The sequence below is a fragment of the Bacillus sp. S71 genome, assembly GCF_016625265.1.
In the GTDB taxonomy this organism is placed as follows: domain Bacteria; phylum Bacillota; class Bacilli; order Bacillales; family Bacillaceae_G; genus Bacillus_A; species Bacillus_A cereus.
In genome coordinates this window covers 234,890-259,609 of the sequence record NZ_JACVUW010000001.1, presented here as the reverse complement: position 1 = coordinate 259,609, position 24,720 = coordinate 234,890, and the positions used below count along the sequence as shown (strand labels likewise).

Here is a 24,720-nt window from a genome sequence, read left to right as displayed (position 1 = left end):
GGGCTAATAATCATTGGGGGATGAACAAAACCCCCAATGATTAAAGTTTCACTTTATTACAATTGGTATTATTACGTTTGTAGTTTCGGTAATTTCATTTGTATCGATAAATAAGAAATAAGTGTTGTATGTAATCTTTCCATAATAAAAAACGTCCCAAAATGGGACGTTTTTTATTATGCGTATTGCCGTTTTCTCTTAATAAGCAACAAAACTTGTGACACACAAGCTAGTACCGGTAACTCAATCAACGGTCCAATAACGAGTGCAAGTGCGATAAGAGGCTCGTCTGGAAAAGCTGTTACAGCGATAGCGAGTGCAACAGGTGAGTTTCTTGCTAACGTTGTTAAGCTTAGACTTACTGTATCTTTGTAAGATAAATGCATGATGCGTCCGATAAATTGTCCTAGTAAAAAATTAATGATGAAGAACAATAGAACAGGAACGAGTAATAATAAAACGACATTCATATTTTGCAGCAAATATTTACCTTGTGATGCAAACATCGCTACTATTGCTAAACTTAAAAATACAATTTGAGCAGAGCTGAAAAACGGAATGAGTTTATTCTCGAGAGTTTCAGCTTTTTTCATTTTATTCATAATGAATTTTGTAGCGTGTGCAAGTATAAATGGTAAGACGATTACGATAACAATACTTTCTACTAAAACAGAAACCGCTACAGTTTTCATGACACCAGCAAATAAAAATAAATAAATTGGAAGGAGTAGTACTTGCAAAATTAAATTTACCGGTAAAATTGCAGTAGAAAGTGCTACATTTCCTTTCGCTATTTCAGTAAAGATTAAGTACCAATCTGTGCATGGAGTAACCATTAACATTATAAATCCAACCCAAAGTGCTGGATGATCTGAAAGAAATAGTGCTCCTAATCCCCAAGCGAGTAAAGGTGTCCATAAGAAGTTAATAGTAAGACTTGTTCCAGCAAATTTTAAATTGCGAAATCCGTTTTTTATTTCTTTTAATGGGATGCTGAGGAATAATCCATATAGCATGAAAAATAAGAAGGGGACAATAAACTTGTCTGAATACGTATGTATCATATTAAATTGTCCGAGTACGATGCCGCATGTAACAGCAAAAAGAATAATAAAAGTTTGAATCTTTTCTATAGTGCTCATGAATAAATCCTTTCTATATATGAATTTTCCTCTCTAAGTTTATTATACAAGTAATAAAGATGTATTTGGTGTTCAATTGTATTTTAGTTAATATTTTTAAATTGAGATTTTGTTTTTTATTAAAAGTTACTTGACTAAAGTAAGTGACTATATTACAATCACTTACATAAGGTAATTAAATAACAAAAAGTTTCGGAGGCTTAACTTAAGGTATCTATTGGAACTTTTTCTTAGAATAAGAATTTTTATGATGATGAATAATGAATATGAAAAGAAAGATTAGGTGAAGAAAATGGGACTATTTAGTTCATTATTTGGTAAAAAAGAAGAAAATACGAATGTAGAGGGGAATAAAAAAATGTCAAAAGTATTATTTGTAAAAGCAAACGATCGTCCAGCGGAGCAAGCAGTTAGTTCAAAAATGTATGAAACATTTGTAAGTACTTATAAAGAAGCAAATCCAAATACAGAAATTACGGAATTAGATTTATTTGCATTAGATCTTCCTTATTACGGAAATATCGCGATTTCAGGTGGATATAAACGTAGCCAAGGCATGGAGTTAACAGCTGAAGAAGAGAAGGCGGTTGCTACAGTAGATCAATATTTAAATCAGTTTTTAGAAGCTGATAAGGTTGTATTTGCATTCCCATTATGGAACTTTACAGTACCAGCACCATTAATCACATATATTTCATACTTATCTCAAGCTGGAAAAACGTTTAAATATACAGCAAATGGTCCAGAAGGTTTAGTTGGTGGTAAGAAAGTAGTTGTGTTAGGTGCTCGTGGTTCAGATTACTCTTCAGAGCAAATGGCTCCTATGGAAATGGCAGTTAATTACGTAACAACTGTACTTGGATTCTGGGGAATTACAAATCCAGAGACAGTTGTAATTGAAGGACACAATCAATATCCAGATCGTTCACAACAAATTGTTGAAGAAGGTCTAGAAAACGTTAAAAAAGTAGCAGCGAAATTTTAATTTATGATAGTAAATGGAAAAACCAACATGGATGACCGTGTTGGTTTTTTAGTCTATTTTTCATGTTAAAAAATGTATATTTATAAAATAAAAGAAAAGTTCGAAAATAGTATTGCAAAATATTATATAGCAAACTATAATGAGTTCAAGAATAGTTGATACTTAAATTAAATATTCAGAAAATTCAATTAGTTAAAATTGGAAAATGAGATAAGGAAATTTGAATGGGGGTTATATTATGGCGAATAAAGTACCGTTTTCGTTCATAGTAGTTATTGGATTAATGTTATTTGCACTATTTTTTGGAGCAGGAAATTTAATTTTCCCAGCGATGCTTGGTCAATCAGCAGGAGAGAATGTATGGATTGCTAACGCTGGATTTTTAGTAACTGGTGTTGGATTACCATTACTAGGTGTACTAGCATTTGGTTTTTCAGGTAAAGATGATTTACAGTCATTAGCAAGTCGTGCTCACCCAGTGTTCGGGATTGTATTTACAACAGTCTTATACTTAGCGATCGGTCCGTTATTTGCAATACCGAGAACAGGAAATGTATCTTATGAAATTGGTCTTAAGCCGTTTATGCCAGAGGGAGTAGGTTCTATACCTTTAATTCTTTTCACAATTATATTCTTTAGCATCACTTGTTTTTTTTCGCTAAATCCCGCGAAAATTGTCGATATTGTTGGAAAAATTTTAACGCCAATTAAGTTGACTTTCATCGGTATTTTAGTAATCGTTGCTTTTATACATCCGATTGGAGATATGCAAGCACCAGTGGAAGCTTATACATCACATGCATTCTTTAAAGGATTCCAAGAAGGATACTTAACGATGGACACGCTTGCATCATTCGTATTCGGAATCATCATCATTAATGCAATTAAAGAAAAAGGTGCAAAAACGAAAACACAAATTATGGTCGTTTGTGCAAAAGCAACAATCATTGCAGCATCTATTTTAGCAATTATCTATACAGCACTTTCTTATATGGGTGCTTCAAGTGTTGCAAAGCTTGGACATTTAGAGAACGGCGGAGAAGTATTAGCGAAAGTTTCTAACTACTATTTTGGATCATATGGCGGAGTATTATTAGGGTTAATGATTACAGTAGCTTGTTTAACAACTAGTGTGGGACTTGTATCAGCATGTTCTTCATTCTTCCATAAGTTATTCCCAAATGTTCCTTACAAAGCAATTGCAATCACGCTATGTATATTTAGTGCAATTGTTGCAAATGTAGGATTAACACAATTAATTGCAGTTTCTGTTCCAGTATTAACAGCAATTTATCCACTAGCAATCGTATTGATTTTCTTAACATTCTTCCATTCATTATTCAAAGGAAGAGCTGAAGTTTATCAAGTGAGCTTAACTGTAACATTTATTATCAGCTTATTCGATGGATTAAGTGCAGCTGGAGTTAACGTTGAAGTAGTAAGCCAAGTGTTCACTAAATTCCTTCCGATGCAGGAAGTAGGATTAGGTTGGATCTTCCCAGCGATTATCGGCGGATTGATCGGATACGTTATTAGCATTGTGAAAGCAAAAAATCAAGTTCAACCAGCAGCTAGTACAAATAAGAAAATAGGTTAAATAAAAAAGTTATAGAACTTGTTTCTATAGCTTTTTTTGTTACTATTAATAATGAGAAAAAATAAAGTAGCAGGAGAAATAAAATGAAAAAAACAATTGATCATATCGGAATCGCAGTTCGTGATATAGATAGTACGATACGTTTTTATGAACAGGTTCTATCAGGAGAATTAATAGATCGTTACGTAAGTGAGACACCAGGTGTAGAAAGTGAAGTAGCCATTCTTGAAGTGGATGGAGATAGAATTGAATTACTTGCACCGACGAATAATACGACGTCGCCAATTGCCAGATTCATTAAACAAAAAGGTAAAGGTGTACATCATGTTGCATATCGAGTAGATGATTTAGATGTAGCTTTAGAAGATTTAAAAGAACAAGGTATTCGAACGTTAGAGCATACACTTCGAATTAATAAACACGGCAGAAGATTAATTTATCTTAACCCAGCGGATACAGAAGGAACAATCATTGAGTATTGTGATTATCCGGAAGAGAAGTAGAGGGATTTTATTATTGAAAAAGGGTGTTGCGTAATTGTGTAACACCTTTTAATTTGTGTACTTTCTTTAGATGGAACATCAGGCTATAGAGTTCCTTATATTTAATGAGGTTAAATTCTTAGGATAGGAATATAGTTTAGGAAGTATATGTAAGAAAAGTGTAGTGACGAAAAAATAAGTGAAGTGTGAAAGTAATAAGAAGGTTAGAGGCATGTTTGTTAATAGAGTGCGTTTTCATTATAGGAGTATTAAAAAGTACCTCTGCTCATGCGTATGTTGTGACATCGAATCCTACTGAACATGAAACGTTGAAGAAACGCTAACTGTTGTGAAAATATACATTTATCATCAGTTTATGTAATAGATTAAGTGCAGCTGGAGTTAACATTGAAGCAGTAAGCCATCTGTTCACGAAATTCCTTCCGATGCAGGTAATAGGGTTAGGCTGGATTTTCCTCGCGATTATCGGTGAATTTATTGGGGAGGGTATTAGTATTTTAAGAGTGAAAAATCAATTGCAACCAGCAGCAAGAGTGAGTAAGAAAATAGGTTAAGTAAAAAAAGGTTATAGAATTTAATCCTATAACCCTTTTATATATAGAATACATAATCATGGCAGTTTATATTATAGTTATATAATAAAAAAAGAATTCAGATTAGTAGAGAAAGCCAGTAACAGTAGGCTACGCTTTAAAATGAGAGCATTTAATTTCTAGTTCTTTTATCATTCTCTTTGCAGAGGAAGAGTACAGCAGCGAAAAGATCCGCCAGATTTTATAATTTCTTCAAAGTCAATTTCAATAACCTCATAACCTCTAAGTCTCAGCTCTTTATTTGTTTTAGTATTACTGGGTAAACTAATAATCTTTTCATTGCCTAAAGATAATACATTGGTTGCTAAAGTAAATTGCTCTTTTTTAGATACTTCTATTAAATTATAACGATCTGATAACATTTTTAGTGTACTATTACTAAATGCATGTGGATATATTAAAGCTTCTTCTTGTGAAATGATATTAAAAACACAATCTAAATGTAAAAAATCTTTTGAAAAAGGAACAGGAATTATTTTATAGTGTGTGAGCAACTGTTGAAGTTTTTTTACAGATTTAAATAACGTTCGGTTGCTTACGCCAATATATATAATATCTTGATCGATAATGACGTCGCCACCTTCTATATGACTATTAATACAATCTATATAAGTAATATCTTTTTCTAACAATATATTTTTGAAAATTTGCTCTTCACCTTTACGAACTTCATTTTTCATGTTAGAAATGAAAACAGTTTCCCCTATAGTAAAACCGACATCCCTCGTGAAAACTTGTTCGGGAAAGCGTACTTCAGGTGGTAGCATTAAAGTGTGTATTCTATTTTCTTTAAGTATATCAATAAATTTTGAGTATTGTTCTCTCGCTAGATTTACATTAAAGCCTAAATTGATAAAATATTTTTGGGTCTTGTTTATACCGCTAGAAATATTCATATATAGTGGTTCGCATAGTATAACTTTTTTTAACGTACTATACTCACTTGAGCAATATGACTTTACAATACTCATTCTAATAAACCTCCAATATAGTTAATTTTTAAATTGTTATACGATGATTGAAGCTTAAAATAATTTTGGATACAGAAGATAAAACGTAATAAAATATGAACTTAAAAAAGATGGAGCTTATAATAATTAAAGTGATTATTATAAGTGGTTATTTTTCTGTGTTTTCAGTTATTTCAAACACTGGATGTATCATTGCTCTAGAAAAAACGTAAAATAATTATAGGAACTCAGAACAATCTAGTATCTTTATAGACAAATTGTTTATCTGTTCCCAATCTGTATAACAAACCGCGATAGTGTAATTTTGCTCTAACCGATTTAGGCAGAAATAAAATTGACTAAAAGCGGAATTAGTGTTCCGTAATGTTATTTTATTTTGGGACCAATCGTCCATATTGAAGCCAAAACTATCTAATGGATATAGAAGTCCTTTTCCAATCGCTTTAACAAATGATTCTTTTAAAGTCCAAATATCAAAGAAAAACGATAACTTTTGATCGTGAGGAATATGCTGAAAATAGTCAATTTCTTCTTGAGTAAAGCATAGTTCGGTTATGGAAAGATCTATAGGTTGAATTTTTTCAATGTCTACACCAATTCTTCCAGTTGAAGCAAGTCCACATATAATCCATTCTTCAGAATGAGATAAATTAAAATCCCCCTTCCAACCATGATATTTATTTAAAAAAGGGCGGCCTGCTCGATCTCTGTTTATAGAGATAGTATCTGCAGGTATGAGTAAAAATTTTTCTAAACGTTTTCTGATGCATAGATGAGCTAATAATGTTCTTTGTTGATCTTCTAATTTATGAAATCTTAAAATTCGTTCCCTTTCATTTCTAGGTAATTCTGTGAGTTTCAGCTCTATGTCTTTGTAGGTTAGTAAAATTTCTAATTTAACTGCAATAATTTCTAAATAACTATCAATTTTTTTCATAATGACCTCACTAACAATATAAATAATAGTCTCAAGAGAATTTAAATGTATAATTAATTTTATTATTTATCAACTACCATCAAATTATAGAGAGCTATATAAAATTTATTGAGAAATAATGTGAATTATATTAAGTGTTATTGTATAGCTAGTTTGAAAAAAATGAACAAACTTATGTGTGTTTTTTTTTTTTGAAGTCAATTCAATTATTAAAAAAGTTTCTCAAGTTTTGGTATGTATTTTAGATTGCTTTGAAAATTAAATAAAGTTACAATTAACCCTGTTTAATAGTTAGAAAAATTAGAAAATTAAAAGGGGATTGGGTAAGTGATAATTTCTGGAGAAATAAAAGAATTCATAATGAATTATGATGGAAAATTACCATTCTCAGGTGCAATTTTAATTCAAAATAAAAAAAAGATCTTTGAAGATGGATTTGGATATGCGAATAGAAGTGAACAAATTCTTAATACATCACGGACTCGGTTTGGTATGGCTTCTGGGTGTAAAATTTTCACTGCAGTGGCAATATGTCAATTAGTTGAAAAAGGTGTTTTAACTTTTGATACCTGCTTGAAAGAGTGTTTAGAAGACTCATTCCCACATTTTTATGAAAATATTACAATTCATCATTTATTAACTCATACTTCGGGCATACCAGATTATTTTGATGAAGAAGAGATGGATGATTTTGAAGATTTATGGAAGGATACCCCAATGTATTCTATTAAATCTCCTGCAGATTTTCTACCTATGTTTCAAAATTTTCATATGAAGTTTAATCCTGGAAGTAAATTTTCTTATAGTAATGCAGGTTATATTTTACTTGGGTTGATTGTAGAGAAATTGACAGGGATGAAGTTTGCAGAATATGTAAAAGAGAATATATTTAAGGTTTGCGGTATGTCAGATTCAGGGTATTTCCGGATGGATCAACTGCCGGAACGAACTGCACTTGGATATATAGATAATGAAGATGATAACACTTGGAGAACTAATATCTATTCAGTTCCTATAGTTGGTGGTCCAGATGGAGGGGCTTTTACAACAGTTTTAGATTTAGGAGAATTTTGGAACGGATTATTTAATGGGAAACTCCTAAATGAAGAGTACACTAATCAGTTGTTAACTCCTTATGTGAAAAATAACAGTTTACACTATGGATATGGTGTTTGGATTTCAATGGAAAATGATGAGATTCTCAAATATTTTGTATTTGGATTTGATCCAGGTGTGAGAGTTCATTCATCTGTAAATGCCAAGTCTAAGATGCAATTCCATATTATGTCTAATATAGAACAAAACGTAGTTCCTATTAAAATTGGGATTGATAAATTAATTACTGAAAAAAGGATTTAGTTTTTGAGATTCATGGATGTTTTTTTGATACCTACAAAATAAAAAAGGATATGAATATTTAACTAAGAGTTAATATGCTTATAAAAACTGTTGGATTGTTCGCTTTAAATAATCAATTAGAGTATAAAATTTTGAGAGTCTAAGGGTGTTTGTTAAGGATTCCTGATATAAATCAAAAGCATTAATTTCTATATAAAGGAGTTAATAACATGATTAGAGGAACTACCGATTTAGGGGAAAGTCAAAAGAAAGAGTTAGAGAAGCATCGTTTTTCGAAAGAAATCAACTTGGAAATTCGCGAATTACAAAAAACCAACAATTGGTATAATTTTTTTGCCATAGGATTAGATTGGGGTATTGTGTCCTTAGTAATTGCCTTGAATTATTTTATCCCAACTATGTGGATGTATTTGATTAGTATTGTTATCATTGGTAGCCGTATGCGTGGCCTTGATATTATGATGCATGAGTCAAGTCATCGTATGCTTTTTAAAAATCGTAAATTAAATAAGTGGGTTGCGTGTTTATTTGCTGCTTATCCGATAATGATTTCTTATAAAGCATATTGTAAGAGTCACATGAATCACCACAGGTATTTATGGAGTGAGATAGACCCTGATAAGCAAAGGTATCAAATTGTTGGATTAGATAAACCGACTAAAAATAAACTGAAATTTTTTATTCAGCATTGCTTAAAGCCTTTGTTCTTAGTACATGTGCCAAATTATTTGATTGGAATGATCAAAGTAACAGCATATGCAAAAGAGGAACCTAGATTTGATCAAATAATCAGGACTCTATATTGGGGCGCTATCATTATTTGTTCAATTGTTTTCGGTTTCTGGAAAGAGTTGATTTTATTTTGGGTAGTTCCGTTTTTAACAACTTTTCAAATGCTAAAATATTGGGCTGAAATGGCCGAACATGCAGGACTAGAATCAGAAAATGAGATATTTGCATCAAGAAATTCTTTTGGGAATTGGTTTGAGCGCTTTCTCATACATCCTCATAGAAACTCATACCATTTGGTACATCATCTGTTCCCGGCTGTTCCACACTTTAACATAAAGAAGGCCCATCTTATTTTAATGAAGGATGAAGAATATCAAAAAGCGCATCATTGTACAGGGTTCTTTTTTTCCACTGCACCAGGATTTTCTTCTGTAATAGATGATATACAAGGACGGATACCATTTTGGAATAAAGTGAAAAGGAAATAGATAATTATACGTGTTGTGCTAGCATAGGCTGTATGGAAATTTAATGGTTTACCAAAGATAATTCCTGATTGCACCCTAAAATATAAATGGGAGCTAGATTAATAAAGAAATTGGGAGATGTTAGGTGGCTAATTAAGTTCTATAGAGCCTTTTAAAATTTAGTAAATAATTTTGATTTATAGGAAAGGAGAGCATATGAATAATACGATGCTTTTTTGTTTCCCTTATGCTGGTGGATCTGGCTCGATATATAGTAAGTGGAAAAATTATTTACATCCTAGTATTGAATTAAAACCAATTCAATACGCAGGAAGGGGTATAAGATTTCAAGAAGATTGTTATGATGATATGAATCATGCTGTTAGTGATATATTAGAATATATATATGGAGTTGTAGGTAATTGTGATTACGCGTTTTTTGGTCACAGTATGGGAGGACTTATCGCTTATGAACTTTGTAAGGAAATAGAAAGTAGAAATCTCAATGCTCCTGTGCATATTTTTCTATCAGGTGTAAAGCCTCCCAATTTTATTAGAGAACAAAAAGTGTCTAACTTACCAGAAAAAGAATTTAAAGATGTGATATTAAATTTAAATGGTACTCCAAAAGAGATTCTTAATAATCAACAGTTAATGGATATATTTATCCCAATTTTAAGATCTGATTTTAAATTGATAGAAGAATACAAATTCAGTAATGAATTGTATAAGTTAAATACGTGTATTACTGCAATGTACGGTAAGGTGGATGATGTTACTGAGGAATACATGAAAAAATGGTGTGAGTTTACTTCGAGAGATACGGTTGTTTATGGCTATCCAGGAGATCACTTTTTTATTAATGAAAATTACATTGATATTATAAATCTTATTAATTCAACATTGGTTGGGAGAGGAGATTATTATGAGCAATGATGTTTATAATACAGATTTGTTAACTAAAGAGGAGAAGTTTTGGTTGGATCAACTATCAACGGATTTAGAAATGAGTAGTTTTGTAAATTTTAATAAAAAAGTTGGTGTAAAAAATCAGGAAGAAAAATTATTTACATATAGATTGTCAGAAAACATATCACATAAAATTAGTGAAATAAGTAATCATTCTGAATATGGAATGTTTATCATTTTGATTGCTAGTGTGAAATATTTACTCTCAATATACACGGATAGTAAAGATGTTTCTATTGGAACGCCAGTAATTCAATCAAAATCTGGTACAGCATATTATGATCATCTTTTGATTATACGAAGTAATGTCCATAGTAATATGACATTTAAAGAGCTTCTATTAAAAGTACAACAAAACATTACAGAGGCAAATAAAAATCAGAAAGTATCGCATAAGCGATTAGCAAAACTTTTAGGAGATGAGAATACAAGTTCTAATAAACTGAATCCTCGTACAGTCATACAGTTTGAAAATATTCAACATAATAGTTCTAATCATTATACAAATGCAGATACCGTCTTTAATTTTAAATGGTATGGAAATAAAATAGAGTGTTGTATCACTTGTAAAGAAAGTGAAGGAGACTTAATTGGAAGAGTTATAGATCAACTGACTCATTTGTTAAAAGCTGTAGTAGCTAATCCGAGTATAAGGCTCTCTGAAATCGACATTTTATCCAATGAGAGAAATCGTATTCTAAATGAGTTTAACAACACAATATCAAGTTTTCCTCAGGATAAATCTGTTGTTGACTTATTTGAATTTCAAGTAGCTCAAAGTCCACATGAGCTAGCAGTCTTTTACCAAAATCAAAATTTAACTTACGAGGAATTAAATATAAAAGCAAATCATATAGCACATAAATTAGTTGAATTAGGAGTTGAACAAGATTCTGTAATAGGAATTATGTTAGATAGATCGCTTGAACTTCCAATTGGTATATTAGGTGTTTTAAAGGCAGGAGCTGCATATTTACCTATTGATCCAAACTATCCAAATGAACGAATTAATTATCTTTTAAGTAATTCTAATGTAGATATCATTTTGAAGTGCAGCAATAATGAATTTAATTTTATAAATGAAAACACTAGATTTGTTGATATAGATACAACTTTGGGAGACGGTACACCTATAGAAATGAGTGGGAATTTAGAATTGAAAATCCCATTAGAGAGCTTAATGTATGTTCTTTATACATCTGGAAGCACTGGTGACCCTAAAGGAGTTATGGTGAAAAGAAATTCATTTATGAATTTGCTCAACTGGTATACCAATGAATTTGATATGAATCCAACCGATAATGTATTATTAATTGCCCCAATTAGTTTCGATACAGCGCATAAAAATTTATTTGCTCCATTGATAAAAGGCGGGCGATTGCACCTTTTTGAGTCGGGTATGTATGATTACAATAAAATGTCTGATTATATAAATGTTCATAAAATTACGAGCGTTAATTGTACCCCAAGTGGTTTTTATCCATTGGTTGATTATAATGAGAGAACTAATTTTAGTAGGTTAATCACGTTGAAGCGTATTTTTTTAGGTGGTGAATCGATAAATTGTAAAAAACTCAAACCTTTAGTTAAATCAATAAATTTCAAGGGCGAAATTATAAATACGTATGGTCCCACGGAATGCACGGATTTAGCCTCTTTCTATAGAATTAGTAATCAAGAGATAGAACAATTAAAGGTGATTCCAATCGGAAAGCCTCTTAATAATGTCGAAATATACATTGTTGATCAAGAGATGAATCTTGTACCTATTGGTATAACGGGAGAACTGTGTATTGCTGGGATTGGATTGGCACGTGGGTATTATAATGCTCCAGATTTAACGAGAGAAAAATTTGTAGAGTTTCCGAAAATCACTCCAAAAAAAGTTTATAAAACAGGAGATATGGCAAGGTGGATGCCTGATGGGAATATTGAATTTATTGGAAGAAAAGATAATCTTACGAAAATAAGGGGGTTTCGGGTAGAAGTTGGGGAGATAGAGACTTGTCTTATGAAGCATCCAGATGTAGATGAGGTTGTTGTTGTTGCAATCGAAGATACTTTCGGTACGAAAGTATTAAGTGCTTATTTTGTTGCCAATGTGAATATAACAAACTCAGAATTAAGAAATTTCCTTATTAAAAGTTTGCCGAATTTCATGGTGCCAACCTACTTCACTCAACTGAAAAAAATGCCACTCAATCAAAATGGGAAAATTGATCGTAAAGCATTGCCGGTGTCCAACTTGGATCCAGTATCAGACTTCGACTATGTTGCACCAGAAGGTGAATTGGAAAAAAAGGTTGCCCATATATGGAGAGATGTTCTTAATATTCAAAAGATAGGAGTGTATGATAATTTTTTTGAGTTAGGTGGGCATTCTTTAAATGCTGCTTCGATTATATTGAAAGTTAACCAAGAATTTGACGTGAATATACAATTAAGTGAAATGTTTAAAAATCCAACTATAAAAGAATTTACAACTCTAATACTGGATGGGGAACAACATAAAAGTTCAATTATATTACCTGTTGAAGCAAGAGAATACTACCCTGTTTCATCACAGCAAAAAAGGCTATTTATTATGTGGCAACTTAATCGTGATTCAGTAGCTTATAATTTACCATCTGGGACAATCATAGAGGGTGATCTCGAATATGATATGTTGGTGAGAGCTTTCCAACATCTTGTTGATCGTCATGAATCTTTACGTACATCGTTTTCATTCATCAATGGACAAGTGGTGCAGTATGTACATCCTACATTAAAGGTTATTGTTGATATCGTTGAAGCATCGGAAGAAGAATTAATGGAGTATGTACATGGGTTTACTACACCTTTTAATCTGGAACAACCGCCTCTATTTAAAGTCAAAGTTATTAAAATCAGAAAAAATAAGCATTTACTGTTAACTGATGCTCACCATATTGTCTTTGATGGTATATCGATGGACATAATTATGGAGGAATTTTATGATAGTTATTTAAACAAAGACTTGCCTCCGGTTAAATTACAATATAGAGACTACGCAGTATGGCAGGGAGAGTTTTTTCAGTCTGATGATTTTAAGAGTAAAGAAAAGTATTGGCTAAATATATTTAAAGAGGAACCCCCATTGCTAGAGTTAAATACAGATTATCCACGACACCCGGTGCAACTTTATGATAGTGATTATGTATCAATTATGGCAGGATATGATTTGACAAAGCGTTTGAAAAAGATAGCGAAGGAGAATGGGACAACCCTATATACGGTGCTACTTGCTGCTTTAAATGTATTGTTTTTAAAATATACGGGTAAAGAAGATATTACGATTGGAACCCCTACAGCTGGCCGATCTCGTCCAGGTTTGGAACGGATTATTGGTATGTTTGTGAATACGGTAGTAATAAGGAATTTCCCGTGTCGCGAAAAAACATTTCTGAATTTTCTGGATGAAGTTAAGGATAATACAATAAAAGCCATTGATTATGAAGAATATCCGTTTGAATTGTTAGTAAATGAAGTTGATGTTTATCGAAATACAGGGAGAAATCCAATATTTGATATTATGTTTTCTTTGGATAATGATGAGTGTTTCTTTAAGGATACAGGGGATTTAACTTTCCATAAATTCCCCTTTGAAAGTAGTATGACTCAATTTGATATGTTCATTCATGTATTAGAAATTAATGAAGATATGCATTTTAAGTGGAGGTATCGTAAGGATATATTTAAGAAGGATACAGTGCAAAGATTAGCAGAACATTTTATTTATCTACTTGATGAGATTACCAAAAAGATGGATATACCATTACAAGATATTCAGATGATGTCTGAAGCAGAGATGAAAACTATTCTTTATGAATTTAATAATACGACGGATGAATATTCGTATCAAATGACGGTGCATGAGATATTTGAGCAGAAAGTGAAAGAAAATCCATCAGAAAATGCCATCGTATATAAAGAGATGACACTAACGTACTCTGAACTGGATGCAAGGGCAAATCAACTGGCCCGCACCTTAAGAAAAAAGGGAGTGCAAAGAAATAGTATTGTTGGACTTATTGCAGAGCCTTCCTTAGAAATGGTCATAGGAGTTCTCGGTGTGCTAAAAGCAGGAGGGGCATTTTTGCCGATTGATCCCACTCTTCCAATAAGCAGGATAAAATATTTTTTGAGAGACAGTGATTGTCAGTTGGTTCTGGCCAGAAATAATATGAAGGAACGATTTACTTTTGAACAGGAAGTAATTAGGTTGGATGATGAAATAAACTGTAAAGAAGATGGTTGTCATCTTGAAAGCATAAACCAGCCCGAAGATTTGGCATATGTAATTTATACCTCTGGAACAACTGGTAACCCTAAAGGGGTTATGGTCGAACACAAAAATATTGTGAATCAGTTGATAGGACTCATTCGAAAATTAAAATTTAATCAAGAAATGAATCATTTATTACTAGCGAAAATCACATTCGATGTTTCTGTTCAACAAATTCTTCTCCCGATTCTCTCTGGGGGGAGGTTATATATTCCTGAGGAAGAGCTAATCGTTGAGCCAAGAAATATGTGGAACTTTATTGAGAGAAACAAAATTAATGCCTTGGGTGCTGTACCTACCCATTTGAAAGTTTTAATAGATAATATTGTTACAAGTCACTCGCTTAAATATGTTCTTGTAGCCGGTGAGGTCTTTACAAAGAGTCTTTATAATCAATTAAAGAGTACTGTTAATGCTGAGATGATTATTAATCTGTATGGTCCAACCGAGACGACAATTTTTTCAACATACTATATTTGTCATGAAAATGAAGAGAGTTCGAGCATACCAATAGGTAAACCTCTAAGTAACTATAGGGCATATATTTTAAATCAAGATTATTATCCTGTACCTATTGGTGTGACTGGGGAGTTGTATATCGCTGGAGCAGGTGTAGGAAGGGGATATATCAATAAGTCAGATTTGACAGATGAAAAATTTATATCGGATCCATTTATTCCAGGTGAGAAAATGTATAAAACGGGAGACCTTACAAGGTGGCTTCCTAATGGAGACATCGAGTATATTGGAAGGATTGACCATCAGGTAAAGGTTAAGGGAGTCCGAGTAGAGCCAGATGAAATAAAAAACCATATTTTAAATCATAAATCTATTGAGAATGCAATTGTTGTTGCAAAACAAAATCAAAGTAATGAAAGCTATTTGTGTGCGTATCTAATTGCAAACCAAGAGGTTACCAGTACAGAATTAAGGAATTATTTGAGGAATAAGTTACCTGAATATATGATTCCGTCACATTTTGTGCAATTAGAGAGTATGCCTTTAACGAATAACGACAAAGTCGACGTAAGAGCCTTGCAAGAAAGGGATGATGAGAATTATATATCGTTAGGTACTACTTATATGGCACCTGGAACGAATCTAGAAAAAATGATAGCGGAAATCTGGAAACAGGTACTTGGGGTAAATCAGGTCGGTATTTATGATCATTTCTTCGAACTTGGTGGGAATTCACTGAATATTATTCAAGTAAATGAACGGTTGAAAAATGATTTGAACATTGACATAACTGTGATGATGCTATTTAGATATCCTACAATTTATTCTCTATCCCAGCAATTAAAGATGACTGCTGAGAGCAGGGTACAGGAAGAAATGAACTCAAATAGAGTTCAGGTAATAAAGGAATCGAAAAATAGGTTGAAACAGAGACGTCAAAGAAAGAGGGATTCGAATGAAGGATAGTGCACAGGAACCGATAAGAAATGGTATAGAGATTGCTATTATTGGAATGTCTTGCAGATTTCCTGGTGGAGATACTATAAATGAATTCTGGGAAAATTTGAGGAATGGCGTAGAATCGGTAACTTTCTTTACAGATAAGGAGTTACAGAAAGGAGGAATTGATCTAGAAACAATCCAGAATCCCAATTATATAAAGGCTGGTGGGGCTATTACAGGAACAGAATGGTTCGACAATAAATTATTTAATTACTCACCTAGGGAATTAGAGGTAATGGATCCACAGCTGAAAATTTTGCACGAGTGTGCTTGGGAGGCATTAGAGAGTAGTGCTTACTTTCCGGATACCTTTAATGGTTTAATTGGTACTTATATTGGAGCAGCAACAAACTTATATTGGTTAGAAACGGTATATCATGGAGCGAAAGACTTTGTCAAAGAAGCGGAATTTTTAAATGGTTCTCAATTTTTCGGTACCAGATTATCACATAAATTAAATTTGAGAGGCCCTAGTTATACAGTTCAAACTGCATGTTCATCTTCGTTGGTTGCTGTGCACTTGGCATGTCAAGCGCTATTAAGTGGAGATTGTGACATTGCTTTGGCTGGAGGAGTTTCACTTACATTACCTGAGAAAAGAGGATATTTATACAAGGATGGTATGATTCTTTCACCAGATGGACACTGTAGACCTTTTGATGCTAATGCTAGAGGAACGGTCAATGGAAATGGAGCGGGAATTGTTGTTTTGAAGCGTATGGAGGATGCGATTGTCGATGGAGATTTCATCCATGCTGTTGTGAAAGGATCCGCAATAAATAATGATGGCGCTGATAAGGTTAGTTTTAATGCGCCAAGTGTAGAGGGACAAGCTGCTGTTATTAGAGCAGCTCATCACATGGCCGAGGTAGAATCTGAAAGTATATCATATGTAGAGGCTCATGGTACGGGAACAATGCTAGGTGACCCAATTGAGGTTGAAGCTTTGAAGTTGGCGTTTAATACAGAGAAGAATAACTTTTGTGGTATTGGATCGGTTAAAGGGAATATTGGACATCTTGATAACGCTGCAGGTATAGCAGGTTTGATAAAAACTGTACTTGCTTTAGAGCATCGCATGATTCCACCAAGTATTAATTACGAGAAAGCAAATGAAAAAATTGATTTTGGTAATAGTCCATTTTATGTACAGGATACATTGGTGGGATGGAAGAACCCACAGTTTCCTTTAAGAGCGGGAGTAAGTTCATTTGGTATGGGGGGAACAAATGCCCATGTTGTACTTGAGGAGCCTCCCAAAAGAGAAGCTTCGGAACAGAGCAGGAGATATCAATTACTTTCTTTCTCTGCACAAACGAAAAAATCTCTTGAAGAGCAAACTAAAAGGTTGGCTGAATATTTAAATCATAACAATAATGTAAATTTGGCTGATGTAGCTTATACACTTTTAAATGGAAGGAAAAATTTAAAATATCGAAGAGCATTAGTGGTTTCGGATATAGAGGAAGCGAAGCAAGAACTTTTTAATCAAAATTCTGCTAAGGTTCAAACTAATATTTGTGATGGCGGTAGCAAGCAAATAATTTTCATGTTTCCCGGGCAGGGGGCGCAATATGTAAATATGGGATTGGATTTATATAAAGAAGAGAAGAGATTTCGAGATGAAGTGAATCTTTGTTGCGAGATTTTAGAAGAGATTAGTGGGATTGATTGGAAGGAAGTCTTATACCCAAAGGACCTAGACGCTAGAATGAGAGATGATATAAATCAGACATCTAATACTCAGCCTGCAATATTTATTTTTGAATACTCATTAGCAAAAACACTAATGGAATGGGGCATCTATCCGGACGGCATGATTGGACATAGTATAGGGGAATATGTGGCTGCTTGTTTGGCGGGTGTGTTTTCATTAAAGCAAGCGCTACAGTTGGTGTATGAGCGGGCGACCTTAATGCAGCAATTACCTAAAGGAAGCATGATAAGTGTAATGGCTTCGGAAAATGAAATTTTACCACTAATGAATCAAGATGTATCTATTGCCGCTGTGAATAGTCCAATATCATGCGTAATTTCAGGTTCTGATGAGGCAATCTATACTTTTGAGGGGGAATTGATTAGGAAAGGTTTTCAGTTTAAAAAACTTGCAACTTCCCATGCCTTTCATTCATCCATGATGGACTCAATTTTAGATATCTATGGAAAGAAGTTAAAAGAAATTAATTTCCATGACATTAAAATACCGTTTATATCCAATTTTACAGGAGGATGGATTACGGAAGAACAAGCAAAAAGTGCAGATTATTGGGTGAATCATCTGCGACATGTAGTGAAATTTTCTGAGGGAATTAAGCATCTACTATCGGATAGGGAAAATGTTTTTGTAGAGGTTGGACCAGGTAGAACATTAAGCAGTTTTGTTAGACAACATACTCAAGGAGAATCTAGTTGCCCGATTGTAAATACTGTAAGGCATCCGAAAGAAAAAACTTGTGATGACAAGTACTTACTTCAAAGTATTGGTAAGTTGCATATTCATGGCGTGAAGATCGAGTGGTCCAAGTATTTTTCGCAAGAAAGAAGATATCGTGTTCCGCTCCCTACGTATCCTTTTGAACGACAGTTCTTTAGCCTCTCTAAGGATATTGAAATGGAAGAGAGGTCCCCTTTATCGCAAAGCGACTATGTAGAAGAGCTAAAGGGGAATATTATTCCGAAAGATGATAAACAGCGGAAAATTATAGAATCATATAAAAGAGTTACGGGAGTAAAACAAGTTAGTATCCATGATGATTTCTTTGAATTAGGAGGTAGCTCACTAACGGCTATCAATGTTGTTTCGAGTTTGCAGAAGGATTTTGATATTTCTATTAATCATTTATTTGAATACCCTAGAGTCTCTGATTTAGCGCAACATATGACATATAAAAAGGAGAAGACTATTCCAGATGCATTAGCAACTTATCTGATTGCTAGAGGAGAAAGGCATCGGTTGATGGAGGAGAAGATAAGAGGAGACATAGCGATACGAAGTTTATATGATGATAGAAACAAAAAGTATTACGGAATCAACCTTTCTTGCCAAGTCGGCTATAAGGAAGTTCTATTGACAGGAAGCACGGGATATTTGGGCGTTTACTTATTACATGATTTATTAACTGAATTAGATTGCAATGTACATTTAATTATAAGAAGTGACAATTGTATAAAAGCAGAAAATCGCATTAAAGAAAAAGTTTGCTCTTATTTTGGGACATCTTTTTATGATAAGTATAAGAAAAGAATTTTTGTATATAGTGGCGACCTGACAAAAAAATATATGGGTTTAGATCTGCCGAACTATCAATATTTGAGTGAAACAATCCAATGTATTATACATTCAGCAGGTAGTGTTAGTCATTATGGGAAATATGAAAAATCCTATGAAGCAAACGTTCTAGCCACGAGAAATGTAATTGATTTTTCTGTTAAGGGAGTAAAGAAAGATGTGAATCATATTTCTACATTGGCTGTAGCTTCTGGTGTGGTAAAGAATAAAGAAGACGTATTGTATACAGAGTATGATAATGATTTAGGGCAAATTATTGAAAATCCTTATCCAAAGACAAAGTTAGAAGCTGAAAAGATTGTACTGGAAACGAGGGATAAGGGGATAAATGTAAATGTTTTTCGAGTGGGAAACATCGGTTTTGATTCTAAAACAGGAAGGTTTCAAGAAAACATAGAGCAGAATGCATTATACTCAATGATGAAATCATATATAAGAATTGGATTGGTTCCAGAAATGGAAAGAGATATAGACTTTGCATGTGTGGATGATGTTAGTCAGGCAATTATTAAGTTGTTCAATAAAAAAGAATTAATGAATGAGACTCATCACATTTTCAATCCTAACTATGTAAGCTTATCAGCTCTTTTAACAACGTATGGATTAGACATAGACGTAAAAGAAACCTCAATTGAAAAATTTATAGATTATATCTTTGATGAAAAACAAGCTAATCAACATGCATCTGATATATATAATTTACAGCTGCATTGTATAGGAGATGAATTGAAAACATTTAATGATGTCGAACAAACATTATTTCATATAACGGGGGATAAAACGAATATGCTGTTAAGAAAAACGGGTTTTGTATGGAATAATATTACGGATGAAATGACTAAAAAAATGATTAGATATGGTCAAAAAGTGAATTATTTCAAAAAATATTAAATATAAAGTGGTGATAATTTGAAGTATAGAGAATATTTTTCACTAACTCATCCTCAACAAAGGATTTGGTATATGGAGAAAATTAATCCTCATCAGCCATTGCATAATATTGGGGGAACAGTAAAGATACAAGGAGAAGTGGATTTTGTTTGCCTTGAGAAAGCAATTAATTATTTTATAAAACAAAATGATGGAATCAGGCATCGATTTGTAGAATCGGATGAGAAGGTTCATCAATATGTGGAGGAATATCATAAATATCAAGTACGATATACTATTTTTAATAGTCAGAAGGATTTAGATGCCTGGGTTCAGCAGGAAGCTGCAAAACCTTTCGATATCAATGAGCAAGACTTATTTGATTTTGCTTTGTTCAAATTACGAGATACTAAAGAAGGGGGATATTTCGTTAAGGTCCATCATATAATTTCTGATGGTTGGTCTATGAATCTTTTAACTGAACAGGTTTGTAATGCATACACTCAATTTTTGAAAGGTGAAAAAATAACAGATCAGCTTAATAGTACCTATATGTATTGCCTTGAGAAGGAAGAATCGTATTTAACTTCAAAAAGATTTATGAAGGATAAAAAATTTTGGAATGAGAAGTTTAGTAAGCTCCCAACTGTGAAGCGGAAGAACGAAGTAGATTGTGCAAAGGCAAATAGAAAAACATATTCTTTAACAAATAACCAATCGGATGAAATTAAACAATTTGCTACTGGCATAAATGTTTCTGTGTACGCATTCTTTGTTGCCCTATATTATATTTACTTAAATAAAGTAAATGGGCAGGATGATTTAATTATTGGAATGCCTGTACTTAATCGAGCGGGGAAAAATGAAAAAAATATTGTGGGAATGTTAACAAGTACTATGCCATTTCGTCATACTGTTGATAGTGAAATGACAGTCTTAGATTTTATAAAAGGCATTAATCGTGAATTGGTTCGCTGTTATTATCATCAAAAATATCCATATGATGTATTGGTGAAAGATTTGGAATTAAAGAAAAAGGGATATGGTGATTTATTTGATACATGTATTAACTATTACAATACAAAACTTCCTACTGAAATTAATGGTACACCAATAGAAAATGAAGAATTTTACAATAGGAATCAGATTTATTCAATTCAATTGATTATTCGAGAATGGTCTAGATTAGGAGGATTTAATCTAGATATAGATTATAAGGATCATATGTATACAGAAAAGCAAATTGAACAAATGTATCTTGGAATCAGTCATTTACTGAATCAGATGTTGGAATCACCTAATAAAAAGTTGATGGAATTAGAAATTTTACCAGAAGATATGTGGAATAAATTGATATATGAATTTAACGCAACGAATAGGGGGTATCCAAAGAACAAGACAATCTATCAGCTTTTTGAAGAACAAGTAGAAAGGACACCAGATAAAGTTGCAATTTGCTTGGAAGATAAGGAACTTACGTATCGTGAATTGAATGATAGATCTAATCAATTAGCGAGATATATATTAAAGAAAAATGTAACAAAAGGTACAGTGATAGGAATATCAACTACGCATTCTCTAGAAACGATTATTGGAATTTTAGGGATTTTAAAAGCGGGAGCGGTATATTTACCTATTGATCCACAATATCCATCTGAACGGGTCAATTATATGCTGCAAGATTCAGATATCAATATTCTTTTCACTAATTTTGATATTTCGCATCAATGGGATCTCTCTTTGTATGCGATTGAGGTTATCCATATAAATTCAGCTCATATTTATATGGGAGATACTTCTAATATTAAAAATAGAAGTGAGCCGACTGACCTCGCTTATATCATATATACATCGGGTTCTACGGGAAACCCTAAAGGTACAATGATTGAACAGAAAGGATTGGTTAATTATATTTCTTGGGCAAAGCAAGTATATGTAGGTGCAAGTGAAAATGAAGTTTTCCCATTGTATTCATCTCTTGCTTTTGATCTTACTGTTACAACTATATTTACCCCATTAATTAGTGGTAATCAGATTATTATTTATCCTGCTGATGAAAACGAATATGTATTATATAAGATATTTAAAGAAAAAAAAGCAAGTATTATTAAATTAACTCCATCTCATCTTAATTTATTGAAAGATTTAGAAATAAATGAGTGTTCAATTAAAAAAATTATTGTTGGTGGAGAAAACTTAACAGTAAACCTTGCCGTAAGCATACAGAAAAAATTAGGTAGAGAAACAAAAATATATAATGAATATGGGCCCACAGAAACAGTTGTAGGATGTATGATTCATCAATTCGATATTGAAAAAGATAAAGGGATATCTGTTCCTATTGGTGTACCTGCACAAAATATGAAGATATATGTGCTGGACTCCGATCTTCGCCCAGTACCAATGGGGGGGATTGGAGAAATTTATATCTCTGGGGAGGGTGTTGCAAGAGGATATTTTAACAATCAGGATTTGACACGAGAGAGATTTATTGTAAATCCATATTCGGCAAAAGAGAAGATGTATAAATCGGGTGATTTAGCTAGATTTATTGAAGGAGATAAAATCGAGTATTTGGGAAGGAAAGATGATCAAGTAAAAGTTCGTGGGTTCCGTATAGAACTAAAAGAAATCGAAATAAACTTGCAAAAACATCCGAGCATTAAGGAAGTAGTAGTGATTGATCAAGAGGATTATGATGGAAATCGCTATCTTTGTGCCTACTATATTGAGAATGTTAAGGTGAAGACATCCGAACTATTTAGATTCTTACAAGAAATCTTACCAGTTTATATGATTCCTTCGTATTTTATTGTATTGAAAGAAATACCGTTGACGTTTAACGGAAAGCTGGATAGAGAGGCTTTGCCGAAACCTGAAATTAAAATAGAGAAAAAAACTGAGGGCGAGATAGAAAGTGATTTAGTAGGTATTATACGTGAAGTATTAAATGTTGAAAAAGTAAGTATAAGAGACAACTTCTATCATCTAGGCGGGGATTCCATAAAAGCAATTCAAATTTCTTCTAAGATACGTGAGAAAGGGATTAAAATAAAAACAAAGGATATTTTGGCTAATCCGGTTATTGAAGATATGGTTTTATATTTAGAAATGAATAGCACAAAAGAGCAGAAGAGTAATCAACAATGTGTTGGTAGTATTGAAACGATACCATCTATCGCATGGTTTTTTTCGAAAGATTTGAACAATATAAACCATTATACACAGTCGGTGTTAGTCAAAGTAAAGGATGACATTGAGGTTGGGATACTTGAATCGGCATTTAGCTTATTAGTTTGTCATCACGACGCTTTTCGCTTGAATTATCGGATGGAAACGAAGGAATTATTTTATAATCAAAATAATTACAATAAAAAGATAAAAATAGAATCGTTCGATTTATCTGAATTATCGGAATCAGAACAAAATGTTCGTATTGCTAGTATTGGAGAAATGTTGAAATCAAGTTTTAATATTGAAAATGAAATTCTTCTTAAAGTTTGTATATTTGATTTAGGTAATTTCGGTAAAAGAATATTGATGACAGCTCATCATTTAGCTGTTGATGGTATATCGTGGCGAATTATTTTTGAAGATATAAATCAATTATATAAACAGATAGAAAATAAGGAGAAAACGTCTTTGCCGCCAAAAGATAATTCGGTACAGGATTGGGCAATTGAGTTGAAGAGAATGAGTAAACAAATTTCAGAATCAGAAAAGCGATACTGGGAGCATGTATATCAATATGAAGAGAAATCATTTAATGATTTTGATTTAGGATTGGATCGTATGGAATTTTGCGAGAAAATGATTAAGAAGTTAACAGAAGAAGAAACTATGCAGCTGTTACAAAAAGCAAATGAAGCTTATCGAACAAAAGGTAATGAGCTAATGCTTATAGCGCTATCATTGGTAATGGCTAAGTATATTAAAACAAATGATGTGATTATTGAAATTGAAGGGCATGGGCGTGAAGAATTAAATGATGAAATCGATGTATCGAGAACTATTGGATGGTTTACGAGTCTATTTCCAATTCGGTTACAGTTTGAGGATACAGATATATCACAACAAATTAAACAATTAAAAGAGCAATTGCGTGGCGTTCCGAATAAAGGTCTAAATTATGGAGTTTTAAAGTATATTTCGAAGGAATTAAGTTGCGAATCTCGAAAGCATGTTCGTTTTAACTATTTAGGTGATTTTAATGCTACATTTTCCAATGGGATTTTTGAGTTTGCGTATGAAAATTCCGGTCAAGATAACAGCGATAAAAATGAGATGGATTGTTTGTTAGATATCGTTGCGTATACAGTAGATAAAAAGTTGAATTTGTCGATTACGTACAGCAAAAATAAATTTAAACAAGAAACAATATCCCAATTTTTCACAGAGTATATGAATCAATTGAGAGATTTGATTCAACATTGTTGCCAGAGAAGACAGGTTGAATTCACTCCATCTGATTTTGAAACGGCAAACCTCTCGAGTGAAGATCTTGAAAATATATTTAATATATGATATTAGAGAGGAGTCATT

General features: G+C 32.7%; 12 protein-coding genes and 2 pseudogenes. 11 read left to right on the top strand and 3 right to left on the bottom strand.

The window, feature by feature from the left end; translation table 11 throughout:
* Positions 1–176 precede the first annotated feature (176 nt).
* The gene (locus IBT51_RS01225) at positions 177–1,142 is read right to left on the bottom strand and encodes an arsenic resistance protein (RefSeq protein WP_029442010.1); all 966 of its coding nucleotides are present in this window, start codon (positions 1,140–1,142) and stop codon (positions 177–179) included.
* A gap of 292 nt (positions 1,143–1,434) precedes the next feature.
* Between IBT51_RS01225 and IBT51_RS01220 the strand changes: the two genes are divergently transcribed.
* The 5 genes and pseudogenes from IBT51_RS01220 to IBT51_RS01205 form a co-directional block, all read left to right on the top strand.
* On the top strand, positions 1,435–2,127 hold the full coding sequence (locus IBT51_RS01220; RefSeq protein ID WP_000522528.1) for an FMN-dependent NADH-azoreductase: 693 nt from the start codon (positions 1,435–1,437) through the stop codon (positions 2,125–2,127).
* Between the two features lie 238 nt (positions 2,128–2,365).
* Positions 2,366–3,724, top strand: coding sequence for a branched-chain amino acid transport system II carrier protein (gene brnQ, locus IBT51_RS01215; RefSeq protein WP_200457922.1), 1,359 nt, complete (start codon positions 2,366–2,368; stop codon positions 3,722–3,724).
* 83 nt (positions 3,725–3,807) lie between these two features.
* Positions 3,808–4,227: a VOC family protein gene (locus IBT51_RS01210; RefSeq protein ID WP_074569468.1), complete on the top strand. Its 420-nt coding sequence runs from the start codon at positions 3,808–3,810 to the stop codon at positions 4,225–4,227.
* A gap of 185 nt (positions 4,228–4,412) precedes the next feature.
* A pseudogene (locus IBT51_RS27360) lies at positions 4,413–4,544 on the top strand (copper resistance CopC family protein); the annotation flags it as partial.
* Positions 4,545–4,565: 21 nt separating this feature from the next.
* Positions 4,566–4,781 (top strand): annotated as a pseudogene (locus tag IBT51_RS01205) (branched-chain amino acid transport system II carrier protein); the annotation flags it as partial.
* 170 nt (positions 4,782–4,951) lie between these two features.
* Here IBT51_RS01205 and IBT51_RS01200 read toward each other — a convergent pair.
* Positions 4,952–5,791, bottom strand: coding sequence for a dimethylarginine dimethylaminohydrolase family protein (locus IBT51_RS01200; protein ID WP_088025315.1), 840 nt, complete (start codon positions 5,789–5,791; stop codon positions 4,952–4,954).
* A gap of 217 nt (positions 5,792–6,008) precedes the next feature.
* Positions 6,009–6,728 carry a 4'-phosphopantetheinyl transferase family protein gene (locus tag IBT51_RS01195; RefSeq protein ID WP_088025313.1) on the bottom strand — a complete coding sequence of 240 codons (720 nt, stop codon included), beginning with the start codon at positions 6,726–6,728 and terminating at the stop codon, positions 6,009–6,011.
* Positions 6,729–7,055: 327 nt separating this feature from the next.
* On the opposite strand from IBT51_RS01195, the gene IBT51_RS01190 reads away from it, so the two are divergent.
* The 6 genes from IBT51_RS01190 (at position 7,056) to IBT51_RS01165 (ending at position 24,702) form a co-directional block, all read left to right on the top strand.
* Positions 7,056–8,087, top strand: a complete 1,032-nt coding sequence (locus IBT51_RS01190) for a serine hydrolase domain-containing protein (protein ID WP_088025312.1) — start codon at positions 7,056–7,058, stop codon at positions 8,085–8,087.
* A gap of 209 nt (positions 8,088–8,296) precedes the next feature.
* The gene (locus tag IBT51_RS01185; RefSeq protein WP_088025310.1) at positions 8,297–9,307 is read left to right on the top strand and encodes a fatty acid desaturase family protein; all 1,011 of its coding nucleotides are present in this window, start codon (positions 8,297–8,299) and stop codon (positions 9,305–9,307) included.
* A gap of 195 nt (positions 9,308–9,502) precedes the next feature.
* The gene (locus tag IBT51_RS01180) at positions 9,503–10,222 is read left to right on the top strand and encodes a thioesterase II family protein (protein ID WP_074569218.1); all 720 of its coding nucleotides are present in this window, start codon (positions 9,503–9,505) and stop codon (positions 10,220–10,222) included.
* Complete coding sequence (locus tag IBT51_RS01175) at positions 10,212–15,983, top strand: non-ribosomal peptide synthetase (RefSeq protein WP_200457921.1); 5,772 nt, start codon at positions 10,212–10,214, stop codon at positions 15,981–15,983. The genes IBT51_RS01180 and IBT51_RS01175 overlap by 11 nt, the downstream gene beginning before the upstream one ends.
* Positions 15,973–20,199: a type I polyketide synthase gene (locus IBT51_RS01170; protein ID WP_074562337.1), complete on the top strand. Its 4,227-nt coding sequence runs from the start codon at positions 15,973–15,975 to the stop codon at positions 20,197–20,199. The genes IBT51_RS01175 and IBT51_RS01170 overlap by 11 nt, the downstream gene beginning before the upstream one ends.
* 18 nt (positions 20,200–20,217) lie before the next feature.
* Complete coding sequence (locus tag IBT51_RS01165) at positions 20,218–24,702, top strand: non-ribosomal peptide synthetase (protein ID WP_088025306.1); 4,485 nt, start codon at positions 20,218–20,220, stop codon at positions 24,700–24,702.
* Positions 24,703–24,720: the final 18 nt, after the last annotated feature.